17 protein-coding genes are annotated in these 13329 nt (G+C 43.6%); 4 read left to right on the top strand and 13 right to left on the bottom strand.

Annotation, left to right across the window (positions count from 1 at the left end; genetic code table 11):
• Positions 1-325: 325 nt before the first annotated feature.
• From ACSLGF_RS06295 to ACSLGF_RS06285, 3 genes are read right to left on the bottom strand one after another with little or no spacing between them, the layout of a single operon-like run.
• A complete protein-coding gene (locus ACSLGF_RS06295) occupies positions 326-916 on the bottom strand; it encodes an ATP-binding cassette domain-containing protein (RefSeq protein WP_456003486.1) in 591 nt (196 codons plus the stop codon).
• On the bottom strand, positions 876-998 hold the full coding sequence (locus tag ACSLGF_RS06290) for a hypothetical protein (protein ID WP_456003483.1): 123 nt from the start codon (positions 996-998) through the stop codon (positions 876-878). The genes ACSLGF_RS06295 and ACSLGF_RS06290 overlap by 41 nt, the downstream gene beginning before the upstream one ends.
• Before the next feature lie 30 nt (positions 999-1028).
• On the bottom strand, positions 1029-1361 hold the full coding sequence (locus ACSLGF_RS06285) for a winged helix-turn-helix transcriptional regulator (RefSeq protein ID WP_230031607.1): 333 nt from the start codon (positions 1359-1361) through the stop codon (positions 1029-1031).
• Between the two features lie 176 nt (positions 1362-1537).
• On the opposite strand from ACSLGF_RS06285, the gene ACSLGF_RS06280 reads away from it, so the two are divergent.
• Genes ACSLGF_RS06280 through ribD form a run of 3 tightly spaced genes read left to right on the top strand, consistent with a single transcriptional unit; the run spans position 1538 to position 4248 of the window.
• Positions 1538-2431, top strand: a complete 894-nt coding sequence (locus tag ACSLGF_RS06280) for a VOC family protein (protein ID WP_456003479.1) — start codon at positions 1538-1540, stop codon at positions 2429-2431.
• Positions 2409-3170: a GTP cyclohydrolase II gene (locus tag ACSLGF_RS06275; protein ID WP_456003476.1), complete on the top strand. Its 762-nt coding sequence runs from the start codon at positions 2409-2411 to the stop codon at positions 3168-3170. Before ACSLGF_RS06280 ends, ACSLGF_RS06275 begins: the two co-directional genes overlap by 23 nt.
• The gene (gene ribD, locus ACSLGF_RS06270; protein ID WP_456003473.1) at positions 3157-4248 is read left to right on the top strand and encodes a bifunctional diaminohydroxyphosphoribosylaminopyrimidine deaminase/5-amino-6-(5-phosphoribosylamino)uracil reductase RibD; all 1092 of its coding nucleotides are present in this window, start codon (positions 3157-3159) and stop codon (positions 4246-4248) included. Before ACSLGF_RS06275 ends, ribD begins: the two co-directional genes overlap by 14 nt.
• Positions 4249-4342: 94 nt before the next feature.
• Here ribD and ACSLGF_RS06265 read toward each other — a convergent pair whose 3' ends face one another.
• The 7 genes from ACSLGF_RS06265 to ACSLGF_RS06235 form a co-directional block, all read right to left on the bottom strand.
• Positions 4343-4714, bottom strand: a complete 372-nt coding sequence (locus ACSLGF_RS06265) for a VOC family protein (protein ID WP_456003470.1) — start codon at positions 4712-4714, stop codon at positions 4343-4345.
• Positions 4715-4885: 171 nt separating this feature from the next.
• On the bottom strand, positions 4886-5743 hold the full coding sequence (locus ACSLGF_RS06260; RefSeq protein ID WP_456003468.1) for a polysaccharide deacetylase family protein: 858 nt from the start codon (positions 5741-5743) through the stop codon (positions 4886-4888).
• A 65-nt stretch (positions 5744-5808) separates the two neighbouring features.
• Positions 5809-6138, bottom strand: coding sequence for a PTS lactose/cellobiose transporter subunit IIA (locus ACSLGF_RS06255; protein WP_144461484.1), 330 nt, complete (start codon positions 6136-6138; stop codon positions 5809-5811).
• A gap of 19 nt (positions 6139-6157) precedes the next feature.
• Entirely contained in the window at positions 6158-6481 is a 324-nt protein-coding gene (locus ACSLGF_RS06250) for a PTS sugar transporter subunit IIB (protein WP_456003465.1), read from the bottom strand.
• 12 nt (positions 6482-6493) lie between these two features.
• Positions 6494-7927, bottom strand: coding sequence for a glycoside hydrolase family 1 protein (locus ACSLGF_RS06245; protein WP_456003463.1), 1434 nt, complete (start codon positions 7925-7927; stop codon positions 6494-6496).
• Positions 7928-8009: 82 nt separating this feature from the next.
• Positions 8010-9320 (bottom strand): PTS sugar transporter subunit IIC, encoded by a 1311-nt coding sequence (locus ACSLGF_RS06240; protein WP_309219336.1) that lies wholly within the window; start codon positions 9318-9320, stop codon positions 8010-8012.
• Positions 9321-9409: 89 nt separating this feature from the next.
• On the bottom strand, positions 9410-11368 hold the full coding sequence (locus ACSLGF_RS06235) for a BglG family transcription antiterminator (RefSeq protein ID WP_456003461.1): 1959 nt from the start codon (positions 11366-11368) through the stop codon (positions 9410-9412).
• A gap of 105 nt (positions 11369-11473) precedes the next feature.
• On the opposite strand from ACSLGF_RS06235, the gene ACSLGF_RS06230 reads away from it, so the two are divergent.
• Entirely contained in the window at positions 11474-11716 is a 243-nt protein-coding gene (locus ACSLGF_RS06230) for a hypothetical protein (RefSeq protein ID WP_456003459.1), read from the top strand.
• Positions 11717-11760: 44 nt separating this feature from the next.
• Here ACSLGF_RS06230 and ACSLGF_RS06225 read toward each other — a convergent pair whose 3' ends face one another.
• The 3 genes from ACSLGF_RS06225 to ACSLGF_RS06215 all read right to left on the bottom strand — a co-directional run bounded on the left by ACSLGF_RS06225 (position 11761) and on the right by ACSLGF_RS06215 (position 13201).
• Entirely contained in the window at positions 11761-12186 is a 426-nt protein-coding gene (locus tag ACSLGF_RS06225) for a YwqH-like family protein (RefSeq protein ID WP_456003457.1), read from the bottom strand.
• A gap of 287 nt (positions 12187-12473) precedes the next feature.
• A complete protein-coding gene (locus ACSLGF_RS06220; protein WP_456003455.1) occupies positions 12474-12737 on the bottom strand; it encodes a YwqI/YxiC family protein in 264 nt (87 codons plus the stop codon).
• Between the two features lie 38 nt (positions 12738-12775).
• Positions 12776-13201, bottom strand: a complete 426-nt coding sequence (locus ACSLGF_RS06215; RefSeq protein ID WP_456003453.1) for a YwqH-like family protein — start codon at positions 13199-13201, stop codon at positions 12776-12778.
• Positions 13202-13329 lie beyond the last annotated feature (128 nt).

The following is a 13329-nucleotide window of genomic DNA, read 5'->3' as shown; positions in this document are numbered from 1 at the left end:
TACATCCTCCCTTACTTTCACATGCCGAATGATTCAAGATCTTTATGCTCACCATTTCACAAAAATTTCACTGCTTGTTCAATGATTCACAATTAACAGCCTATTTGAAATGGTTCACTCAATGAAAATTTACTCTTGAATTTCATTTGGTTAGTTATTTATACCTGTACTTTACACCCATACGCTTCAAAAATAAAGTAAATTTTACCTAAAAATTGGATGGTATTGTGTCAGTTGTTTGAATACTTTGTCAAAAATATGTGACGGAAAGAAAAAAACCGCAAAAAAATAGCGCTGCATCTCGGCGGCAGCGCTGTAATGAAATTTAGGCTTTTTTCTGTAAAGCTGGTCTTGTCACTTGTACTTCATAGTACGTAATTTTGTTTTTTAATAGTCCTTCAGGTTTCGCTTTTCCATGAGCGTGCGCATCACCAAACGCCTGAGATTTTGTCCAGTTCACAAAGTCTTCTGTTAATACTTCTGTTGGTGCCCCTATTTGATTTTGATGCACCTGACCACGCTTCATCGCAATGAGGCGGTCACAATACTTTGCTGCCTGCTGCAGGTCATGAAGAACCATTAAAATGGTGATCCCATGTGTCTCATTCAGCTGTTTGAGCAGCTCTAATAAATCAAGCTGATGCGCAATATCTAAGTAAGTTGTGGGCACATCCAGAATAATAGTCTCTGTTTTCTGAGCAAGCGCCATCGCAATATACGCCTTTTGCCTTTCTCCGCCTGACAATGTATGCAGCATCCTGTTTTCATTGCCGCGGCTGTTTGTCACATCAAGCGCCCACTCAATCGCTTCATGATCTGTCTTCGAGCTCTTTTTCCAGATTGAACGATGCGGACTGCGTCCAAGTGCAATCAGCTCACGTACTGTCATCGATGGGATGGCCGTTCTCGTCTGCATGAGAACAGCGATCTCCTTTGCCATCTCCTGCGCCGTCATCTGTCGGTTGAAGTGATTGGATGATTTCCATGTCCGGGCTCATTGGGTTACCGACTTCTGGCAGTCCTTTCGATCAGGAAGGGACATGTTCCCCTTTTTTGCTGTTTTTTCGCTCTAAAGACCATGCGTACATTTCACGAATAATCGGTTCTATTTTCTTCCCTTGCGCTGTTAATTTATATTCAATCCGCACCGGAATGTCGGGGTATACTTTTTTCTCAACGAGTCCTTCAGCTTCTAAATCCTTTAGCCTTTCTGATAATAATCTTCCGCTGATGTTCATTTCATTTTCAAGCTGACAAAAACGCTTGGGCCCTGTGAGAAGCTGATTGATGATGAGAATCACCCACTTCTTGCCTAGAATCTCCATGGCATCTGTAATTGGGCAGCCGTCTACTTGAGCCATACCTTACTCCCTCCTGCTTTTCTCTCTTTTTTTCATTATAACACAATTAATTACTTGAAATAAGTAACTAACTATTATATAGTTTAGTTACTAAAAGTAACAAGATATACATTTTTATAGATTTTCAAAAACATTTGAACATGCCGACGCATATATCATGAAGGAGCTGACCGAGCTTGAAGACAATTGAGCAGCTAAGATTGGGTGTAACAGAATTACATGTGTCCAACTTTGAGCGTTCTTTACCTTTTTATACAGACATTTTAGGGTTTACTATATTAGAACAGACGGATTCCGCCGTCACTCTTGGCAGCCATGCAAAGGAACCGATCCTTTTGTTAAAAGAAGATGCACAGCTGAAGGAGAAGCCTGATCATGAGCCAGGACTTTATCATTTTGCTGTTTTATTACCTACCAGAAAAAACCTGGGCACATGGCTGGCACATGTGATCAAAAAAGGCTATCCTTTAATTGGAGCAAGCGATCACTTTTTCAGTGAAGCCATTTATTTAAGTGATCCTGACGGCATTGGCGTAGAAATTTATGCTGATCGTCCTGAGGACGTTTGGGTAGGTGAGCATGGAGAACTGAAAGGTGGCGGAAATGCACCGCTTGATGGAGATGGTCTCCTGCAAGAAGCCGCTGATTCCACCTGGGAAGGACTCCCTGCTGGTACAGTCATGGGACACTTACATTTCCATCTTAACCCAGAAGAAGCTGATTCCTTTTATGTGAACACGCTCGGTTTTCATATCCGAATGGCTCCCCAAGCAAGTTTATTTATCGCTGCTGGTGTGTACCATCATCACCTTGCCTTTAATGCATGGGGACGCGGAAGAAAAGGAGCTATTGATCCACGTTTTTCAGGAATTAGAAGCTATACACTGATTTTCCCTGAAGAAGCAGACAGACAATCCGCCGTCGAACGTCTGACACAAGCAGGCATTCACGTAGAAACGACAGGAAAAAGTAACGCATTTGTTGATCCATTTGGCGTTCTCGTTCGTTTACAGATTGAAGAAACAGACAAAAAAGAAGGTGCAGAATATGGACAAACACACAGGTCTTAAAACAGCTATTTTAAAAGATAAAATCAAACGAGTACAGCAAGAAGACGGATATATATATATCACTGGTCCCATTAAACTGCCAGTAAATTTAGACGGCAGAACCGTGATGTTCAACTGGTATTCATGGTTAAAGGACGACGGAAAACAACCGTTATCAGATGAAGCTTTAATTGAAAGCCTCTCCTCCCGCCAGCTTGCCGATCATCAGCAATCAAGCGTTCTTGTGTATGGGGATTTCGAGCACGCGGATGAAGCCTGTATCCGCATGCATTCCATTTGCCACACTGGCGATATTTTCGGAAGCAAGCGCTGCGACTGCGGTTTCCAATTGAAGCAGTCCATGCGAATGATTGAGGACAATGGAGCAGGTGCCCTGTTTTATTTAGCCAACCATGAAGGGCGCGGCATTGGCCTTTTCAGTAAAGCCATGGCTTACATTCTTCAAGAGAACGGCTATGATACAGTGGAAGCAAATGAAGCGCTTGGTTTCGAAGATGATACGCGTCAATATGAAGAAGCCATTGCCGTTCTTCAAACACTTCGTACAAAGCCAGTAAGACTCATTACCAATAATCCGAAAAAGACAGATGCCATCAGTCATGCAGGTCTTTCTCTTTCTGGACGCATTCCGCTTTGGGGTGACGTCTCTGAATTCAACGAAAAATACTTGCAGACAAAAATTAACCGGTCAGGCCACATGAAGGCGGATCAAGAGGTGCATACGATTGCCACATCATGAGCGATATATGAATCTAGCCCTAGAAAATGCACGTGCCATGAAAGGACAGACATCACCGAACCCCCTCGTCGGGGCTGTGATTGTGCGCGATAATGAAATTGTTGGAGTCGGTGCTCACATGAAGGCCGGCGAACCACATGCTGAAATTCATGCACTCAAAATGGCGGGAGACAAGGCAAAAGGAGCCACGATATATGTGACCCTAGAGCCTTGTTCCCACCATGGCCGCACAGGCCCTTGCGCTGAAGCACTTGTCAAAGCCGGCGTCGAAACCGTTGTCGTAGCAGCACTTGATCCGAACCCGCTTGTCGCTGGCCGTGGGATTGCCATTTTACAAGACGCAGGTATCCAAGTCATCACGGGCGTACTTGAACAAGAATCCATTCTCATGAATGAAGTGTTTAACCACTTTATTACGAAAAAAACGCCGTTCGTGACGCTCAAAGCGGGCATCACCCTAGATGGAAAAATTGCTTCTGTTACGTCTGACAGCAAGTGGATTACGTCAGAAACTTCCCGTTATGACGCTCACCACATCCGCAGTATCAATGATGCGATTTTGGTCGGTGCTCAAACCGTCATTCATGACGATCCTTCATTAACCGCGCGGATTCCAAATGGTCATCATCCAATTCGAATTGTCCTAGATTCTAAGCTTTCGACACCGTTGGCGGCAAAGATCGTCACTGATCAGCTGGCACCTACATGGATTTTTACAACAAAGCAAGCAGATGAGGAAAAACGGGCCGCTTTAGAAGCAGCTGGCGTCAGCGTCTTTATGACAGATGGCGACACGCGAGTGCCTTTACAAGAAGTACTTCAAGTGCTCGGAGAAAGAAATGTCTCCTCCCTTATGATTGAGGGCGGCGGCCAAGTCAACGCCTCATTTTTAGAGCAGCATCTTGTAGATAAATTGGTCATCTACATGGCACCTAAGCTCATTGGCGGACGACTCTCTCCTTCCTTTTTCGGAGGCGAAGGCATACGCCTCATGAGTGATGCAATTGAACTGGATCAACTCGCCGTTGAACAGCTGGGGAAAGATATCAAAATAACGGGCTATCCCGTTTATCAATAACGGATTTTCTATAAAAAGATAAGGCTGTCGAGAAAATCTCGACAGCCTTATTGTTTTTTTGAGAATATTTCCTTAAAACATGTAGGTGTGTTTTCTACTCTATTCTCTCTAAAAATTCAATTCGATTTCCAAATGGATCATCTACATAGAACCTGATTGCTCCATCCAAGGGCTGATCTTCTCTTATACGAATATGATGTTTCACTAATATCTCTTTTAATTTTGATAAACTCTTTACACGAAAAGCTGGATGGGCTTTTTTGGCAGCTTGAAAATGATCTTCAATGCCAATATGAAGCTGCTGATGATTGCCGCATTGAAACCAAACACCACCACGTTTAACTAAATGACTAGGCTTAGGTATTTCCCTCATTCCTAAAATTTCCCCAAAAAACAAACGTGCTTTCTCTTCACTACCCTTTGGGGCAGCTAATTGAACATGATCGATTCCAAAGAAATTTGACATCGTTTATTCTTCCTTTCTTTTCTCAATATCCAAAAAACATTCTGTTTTTTAGTATCACGTTCGAGACCAAGCCTAGATTAAACCATAAAGCCATATGTTGTTGTCGATTCACTTATCTGACTGTGAAACTTGTCGTAAAATGTTTCACATGAAACATCTGTGATCTGACCTCTACGAATGTCCTTCTACCAGCCTGCCAAAACTTTCGGGTGAAAGTCCCGGTGAAATGCGAAGGCGGTGTAAGGACATCATGCCTTGTTCCTTTTTCGCATGTCCTGGTTCAGTGGTGACAGCCATCTGATATCCAGCTTTCTTCGCCAGCTTCAGCGTGTCTTCGTTATAGCGCCCAACCGGATAGCTGACCATTCTCGTACGCTGAGAAAACCGCTGATCAAAGAATGCCTTTGATCCTTTTAATTCCTCTTCCTGCTGCTTCTTTGATAAACGATTGAGCTCTAAATGATGAATCGTATGACTCTCAATGGATAGTCCATGTGCCATCATCTCATCCATTTGATCATCTGTTAAGTGATGCGGACGGCCAATGGATTGCTCAATCATAAAAATCGTTGCTTTCATCCCGTATTGCTTTAAAATCGGAAATGCCTTTGTGTAGTTGTCCGTATATCCATCGTCAAATGTAATCAGGACACACTTTTCACTTGGCTTCGTATTTGTTGTGAAGACGCGGTACGCCTCTTCCGGCGACAGTGTGACATAGTCGTTGTCCTTCAGCCATTTCATATGAGCCGCAAACTCGCTCTTTGGCACACGTAATGAGTTGCCGCTGGAAATGCTGTGATACATCAAGATCGGAAGCTCAATCGGCTCCTTTTGCTCAATCCAGTTTTGTGTATCTATCACTGTCGCTTCTTTCTGCTGAATCTGTTTTGTTTCTTTTGCTTGTAATTGACCCTTTTCCTCTTTGACTACTTGCTGGTTTCCTTCCGTTTGCTCCTTCTTTCCCATACAGCCCGAAATGAGCAGCATCATAAGGCCAACCGCAATCAACATACATATTTTTTTCATTCACCAATCCTGCTTTCTCTCTATCTACCGAATGATTATAACAGAAATTGGTTAATAGCTGACATCTATTTTGACAGGGTGTTCATTTTTTTACACATTTCTATCATCTCAATGGCGAGCAGATGAATGGTCTCTGTTGTGAGCATTTGATCTTCTGCATGTATCAGCAGTAAAGAAAAGGGAAGCTGTTCACCTGCCGCCTCTTTTTGAATGAGCGACAAGTGCAGGTGATGGATGCTTCGAAACGCTTCCTCCCCTTTTTCGATCAACTGCTGCGCTTTTTCAAAGTCATCTGCTCTTGCGAGACGAATCGCTTCTACATAATGGCTTCTCGCCTCACCTGCATGGGCAATGATTTGAAAGGCTGCTCCCTGCATTTCCTCTAATACCGTCATCCGCCTCTCCTCCGATTGCTCAAGATTCATTTGCTAGTTTCAGTGCATGCTCTAGAATTTTTTCTCCGTTCGCTGTTCCATATAATCTCACATTTACGACATCGACAGGTATTTGATAAGGTGCCGCTGTTTTTTCTGCTGCCTTTTTCATAAAGCTAACCTGCGGTCCTAGTAAAATGACCTTCACATCTTCTCCATGCTCTTCTAATTCATCAGCAATGGCTCCTTCAGGTATGGCATAAATATAGTAATCTAGCCCTTTTGCTTCTGCGGCTGCCTTCATTTTGGACACCACAATTGAGGTCGACATTCCTGCTGCACAAGCGAGAATGATTCGTTTCATATCCCATCACTCCTATTTATAGATGACATCTGCTTCAACCTTCAGTTCCCTCGTTTGGATTAATGTCTGGTACCAATACGCTGATGCTTTCAACTGACGATTCCGCTCATTCTCCAGCTGAATTTCTACTAATCCATAGCGGTTTTTAAATGCATTCATCGGTGAGACATTATCCGTAAATGCCCACAGCATATAGCCCTTGCAATTTGATCCTTCTGCTTTCGCTTGAAGTGCCCGCTTCAAATGCTGGCTGATAAATGAAATTCGGTACTGATCATCGATGATGCCATCTTCTTTTTTAAACCGCTCTTCCTTTTCTACACCCATGCCGTTTTCGGCCACAAACCACTCAATATTTCCGTATTCTTCTTTTATTCTCATCCCCATATCATAGACAATGTCCGGATAGATTTCCCAGCCTCTGAATGGATTCATCTTTCTCCCTGGAAGCTCAAACTTATCGTAATAATATGATGGGTGAAAAGGAGTCCCTTCGTTCCAAGCCTTACTCGGCGCCTTGACACGATGCGGATAGTACAAGTTGAGCCCAACGACATCCACCGTATGATCCTTGATGATCTGAAGCTCTTCCTCTGTCGCATCGAAAAGAATGTCGTGCTTTTTCAACACCTCAAGCAGTTCCTCTGGATATTCCCCTTTGATGGAGGGATCTAAAAAGACGCGATTAAAAAATAAATCATACATGCGGGCCGCTTCTTGATCATGTGGTGCAGTAGATCTTGCATACGTCACTTCTGGATTGAGGATCACCCCGATTTTTGCACCCGTTGATTCCTTCAATCCCAGCTGCCGAAACAGTTTCACAACCTTTGCTGTCGCCAAGGCTTTATGATAGTTCCACTGCATCCATTTTTTCGTATTTTGCTCAAAGGGATACCGGATTGCATCTAGATAAACACGTGTCTGGACAACAATCGGTTCATTAAAGCTAAACCAATGTTTGACTCGATCTCCATAGCGCTCAAACACCTTTTGCGCATAGAGAACAAACAGCTCGACGACATGCTTTGATGACCATCCGCCGTACTTCTCTAGCAAAACGGCAGGAAGCTCATAATGCTCTAAGCAAAACATCGGCTCTACACCTGCGGCGATTAATTCATTGATCAGATCGTCAATGTAACGAGCATATGCCTCATCCACAATCCCACTCTCGTAATCAATGAGAAACCTTGACCAATTGATCGATGTCCTGTAATGAGTCAGGCCAATCTCCTTCATTAAGGCTACATCTTCAGGATAGCGCTTGTAAAAGTTCGTTGCACCAGCCGGCCCGTACCCTTCATGCCACACGTGATACCCTTCCTTATACCACACATCTATGTACGAGTCCTGATGCGCCTGCTTTCCTTTCCATCCCTCCGTCTGCCAAGCAGAAGCCGCAGCACCTAGGATAAAATCACTTGGAATCTCAATTCTGTTCATGTCGACACCCTGCCCTTTCTTCGTTTGAATTTGAAGTCCTTCCCATACCATCTAAACTGCATGTTCATTCATGACCCTCCTTCTATTCTGAATCAGGTGCTGCTTCTGGCTTGCGGTTGGACAAGAGAACAAATGGCAAATAGATAAAGACAGCGACCACAATACAGATAAGCTGCGTGATGACAGCACCCATGCTGCCAGCAGTGGATAGCCATGCATTTACAATCGGTGGTGTCGTCCACGGCACCATCACAACCGCTTTCCCAGCAAATCCTGTAGCCGTCGCGATATAACCAATCGTACCTGTCACAAGCGGTGTGACGATAAATGGGATCGCCATCACAGGATTCAGCATGACGGGTAATCCAAAAATAACGGGTTCATTGATGTTGAACAGTCCAGGTCCTGATGAGAGCTTGGCAATACTTCGCATCTCTTCCCTTCTCCCAGCTATAAAAATCGCAATCAAGAGCCCAATGGTCACACCGGAACCACCAATACTCATATACACATCCCAAAACGGCATGGTGATGATATTCGGAATCTCTTTCCCCTCTTGAAAAGCCGTCATATTCACAGCAATAGACCCTAATAACAGCGGCTCCCGTATCGGCTTAATCATTTGGTTGCCATGGATACCAATCACCCAGAAAAATTGTGCCACAAACATCAGCGTTAAAATGCCCGGCAGCCCCTGCACAACACTTTCAAGCGGGCGCTGCACCACGTTATACACCGCTTCGTGCAAATAAATGCCTGTCAAACGGTGAAACGCAAACCCGAATGAACTGATGATCGTAATCGTAATAATCGATGGAAAAAGTGAAGAAAAAGATGTCGCAACATTCGACGGAACAGAATCTGGCATCTTGATTTGAAGCCATTTTACCTCGGTCAGCTTACAAAAGATCTCCACAGATACGATGGCAATGATCATGCCTAAAAATAAGCTTTTTGGATCGGAGAATTGTCTTGCCAGTACATCTACAACCTCACGCATCGATCCATCGACCTCAAGAAGAAGTGTCGTTGGAATAACAGATATAAATGAAATCAATGCCATTAACCCTGGGAAGAGTGACTTGTGTCCGTTGATTTTCCCAAGCTCAATCCCGATGAGGAACACAGCCCCAATCGTTAAAAAGTTCAGCGTGGCATAATTGATTGCTTTCATAATAGGCTGAAGCTCTGCTAAAAACCTGAATATCTCAAAATGAGCAAGCCCCGTTTCCGGGCTCATAATCATATTCGCCACCAGTACAGCAAAAGCCCCCGTAATGATGATTGGCATCAGTGTGACAAATGCCTGTTTAATCGCCATAATATATTTCTGATTGGTGATGCGATAAGCCACATGTCCCATGACGTCTGCCGCTTTCTCCTTGAAGCTCATGATCCGTCTCCCCCTTTACAACAACTCGTGATCATCCTCCTTTTTGATATTATTTTAAAAGCGCTTTCATTAACATCTAATCTTTTTCCTCACAGAAGCGGAAATGGGTGTCCAGTTTTTTCAACTGGCTGTTCCAATACTTGCAGCGCCGCCGTCAGCTCCTCAAATGAAGCGGCTTTGATGATTTGCTCTACCACTTCCTTCCGCTCTGTCAGCCGCACAAGAAATTGATAAAGCGACTGCAATTCTTTTTGATACGTCTTCTGGATACTCAACAAACAAACGACTTGTACTCGCTCTTCTCCCCAAAGCACCGGTTTTTTCAACGTGCAGATTGCACAAAACGTGTCATCTGTTGCCGGCTTAATCGGATGAGGAATCGCGACCAAATGACCGAACGACGTGGGTGACACTCGCTCTCTTTCCAGCAACAACTGTTCAAACTCGTCCGGGATTCGATTTTGTTCGTGTAACACGTTCACGAAAAATTGAAGAACCTCTTCCCTTGATTGGAGGTCTTGCTGAAAAAACGTCATCTTCGGACTGATATACCGCAAAACCCCTGTCTCTTGTGAATCCTGCACAAATCGTTTCAACCGCAATATATCATTGTCACTTAGGATGGTATGTACATCAATCACTGGCACCGGCAGCGTGTTCTGAAGCGGAATGGTACTAATCAGAAAATCAATGTTTCTTAGGTCATACGAAGGAAGGTCGCCGACACTCGCAGTTCCTGCAATCTCGAGCCTTCCGCTAAAAGCCGCCTTGAGCTTATGAAGAAGAAGTTGACTGCTGGCGACACCCGTCGCGCACACAATGAGGCATTTTTTTCTCACATGTTGTGTTTTTGTCCGCTCTATTGCAGCCCCTATATGGAGCGCCAAATACCCGATCTCATCTTCATGGATCTCCACGCCCTCTTTTTCCTTAAGCCATCTGCCCATATAGACACCTGCCTCAAACGCAATGGGATAATGCCTTTTAATGTCTGGCAAATAGGGGTTACGGATGTTCATATCATACCGGAAACGATGAATGGCTGACCTCAGATGAAGACTTAATCCTACGATCAGTTCCTTGTCCGTCTGAATATCAAGTGACATGTGTTCCTCTACATAAGCAAGTAATTGGTGGGTGAAACGAAAATGATTTTCATCAAGCATGTGAAATAGCGTGTGGCCGGCTTCTCCATACGCCATCATCTTTGCCCCCATTAAATGAATCGCAATGTACGCCATTTCAGATGACGGAAAATCAATGCCTAACACGTGGCGAATATCTTCTGCCATTTGTTTAGCAATCTGGAAAACAGGCTGTATTTGAATGTCTTTCAATTCCGCTTCTGGCATCATGACCAATTTTTTCTCTTCAATTCGTTTGCACGCAATGGCGATATGTGTCACTAAATTACTTAAACCGATCTCTGACACATGAAGACCGCTTGCTTTAGTACGTGAACGCACCATATCCTGAATCAATTGGTACGTTTCTTCAGGTAACAGCGCAGGGTTCGGATGCTCCTGCTGAAACACATGCTCTGCCAAACAATATCTTAATTTCATTTCATCCCCTGTCAGCCGCAGTCCATATTTAGGGCGATGAGACACAGAAAGTCCATGTAATGAAAACAAGTGCCTGACTGCTTTCAGATCATTTTTCACTGTGGATTCACTCACAAATAATTCCTCTGTCAATCCATCTAATTTGATATAGTCGTCTGACAGAAGCAGTCTTTTCAGTAAATAAGCCACGCGGTCCTCAGGCTGATTCGGAATCACCTGTTCCTTTTTCTCATTTCTTTCTCTCATCGACTTTTTCAAAAATGTACGAAATGCCCCATAATCCTCGACGTTCAATATATACCCTGCCCCGCGTTTCATCTGAAGTACTGCTCCATGTTCTTCTAATATTGATTTAAGCGCTTTTATATCTGTTCGGATTGTTCTTGATGTGACCCCAATCACGCGGGCAATTTCTTCACTTGTCAGTTCCTGTTCCGCTTGCATCAATCGTTTCAGGAGCTCCTCCTGACGTAGAGATAGCATGGATTCCCCTCCCCGGCAATTACTTTTGCCTATCATCATAAACGAAAATAGAACTCTTTGCCCAGTTTTTCTTTCAGATCGGGAACTTCGATATGGTGCAAACGTATGAATAGGAAACAAGAGGAGGGATGCATCCTGGGTTCTTTTATGTTTGTTGTCATGATCATATTGGCTTCTTTAGGAGCATTCATTGCCCACATTCTCACACCAAAGGATAAACGTACATCTTCTAAGCATTCTGCACATCACAGTTCAACGACAAGTAACTATACTGATTCCTATACTCATCATGCTTCAGATGCCTCCTGCGGGAGTGATTCAGGCGGAAGTAGCGGAGGGTGTGATTAAACAAAAAAACAGCCGCTCATAGGGCGGCTGTTTCGTTTATTGTATTAAAGAGCTTTCCAGCCCCGTTCAATCAACTGTTTAACATCCTTTGCAAAATCCTCGCCCTTTTCCATCACGTCCTGGGCTCTTCCTGCAAAATTACTGGCGACAGCCAGCTCCATTTTTTTCAATTCAAAGTGCAGGATTTTTTGGTCAATCTCAGACATATATTTTTCATACTCATTATTCACGATGTCGTGCATCACACTGTAGGCTTCTTTCCGATGGCGATGAAAGTCTATTCCTCTCTCACCTTTCCATGACGAATCTAGAGCAGGCTTTTTGATTTCCTTTAAGTCTGACTGCGCAAGATCTTGTTCTGTTCGAATATTGCTTTTGGCTGTCTTTAACCGAGAGATCATTTCGTCAAATTCTGCACGTTTGTTTTCAATTCCCATATGCAGATGGTGCAGCATCTCGGATAAACTCATGTCATCCACCTCTATCGGACCTCATACGAAAGCACTGCGTCAGAGCCTTTGGAACCGAGCAGCTCATCTGCTTTTTCCAATCCTGACATTTCTATCGTTCGCTTTCGTTAAGTATAGTATAAGGTGAAAAGCCTTAGGCTTAAATAGGAAAAAGGTGTCCTTTTAACGTAGTGATTGGAAGGAAAACGGAATAATCAAAGGACATAAATCCTGAATTATATATGAGTCTTTGTAACTACATTTCATACTATGTCAATGTAAGCAATAAATAAAACGATTGTGCTGATTTATTTCGCAGCAATCGCTTCATCCTGTTCTTTTAACGTCTTCACATTAGAGCGAGTATCCTGAACATTTTTAATCAAGGCTTCTTTAAAGCTTGAGACCAATTCGCCCACCTCTGCTTCACGTGCCGTCCACTTGGTCACAAATTCAAGGCTGTTTTCACCCGCTTGATCTGCTGCTTTTTTCATTGTTAAAGCTTCGACTGCTTGGGAGACTTCATCTAATTTATCCATGACTGTTTGGTAGTTTAACTTAATTTGTCCCATTGTGATATCCTCCAGGTTTGTTCAGCATGACACCAGCTTTACAAGCTGCTCCATGCTTTTGAGATCAAGCGTTTTGCGTCTTCTACTGCGTCTTCTCCTTTTTCAGCAAGACGTGCGGCGTCTCCAGCTAAGGAACTGGCAAAGGATAAGGCAGCTTGTTCAGCTTCTAATGTATTGATTTTGAATTCAATGCGGCTCACGTAGCGTGGGTATTTGTCGTTCACGATCGTTTTCAGCGCATCATGTGCTTCATTCCGCTCTGATTTGAAATCCTGGCTTCTCTCACCTTTCCAAGAGGTCCCAAGCTTTGGCTGCTTGATTTGCTTTAGGTCTGTTTCTGCCGCATCTTGTTCACGTTCAATCTTGCTTTTCGCCTTTTTGAGTCGAGCGATCTTCTCTTCGATCTCTGCTTTTTTATTTGAAATGCCTCCGTTAAGGGCAGACAGCATATCCGATAAGCTCATAGGGATTCCTCCTCCTGTCAAAATATAAAAACGCTGCTTAGATTCCCTCTAAACAAGCGTAATGGTGAATAGCTTTTTTTCCAATATTGTTATTATAAGGCTCAAAGACTCATGTTTGAATAGGGATT

The organism is Bacillus sp. A015, from assembly GCF_053851875.1.
The sequence above is the reverse complement of the archived record's forward strand: the minus strand, read 5'-3'. Positions and strand labels throughout refer to the sequence as shown.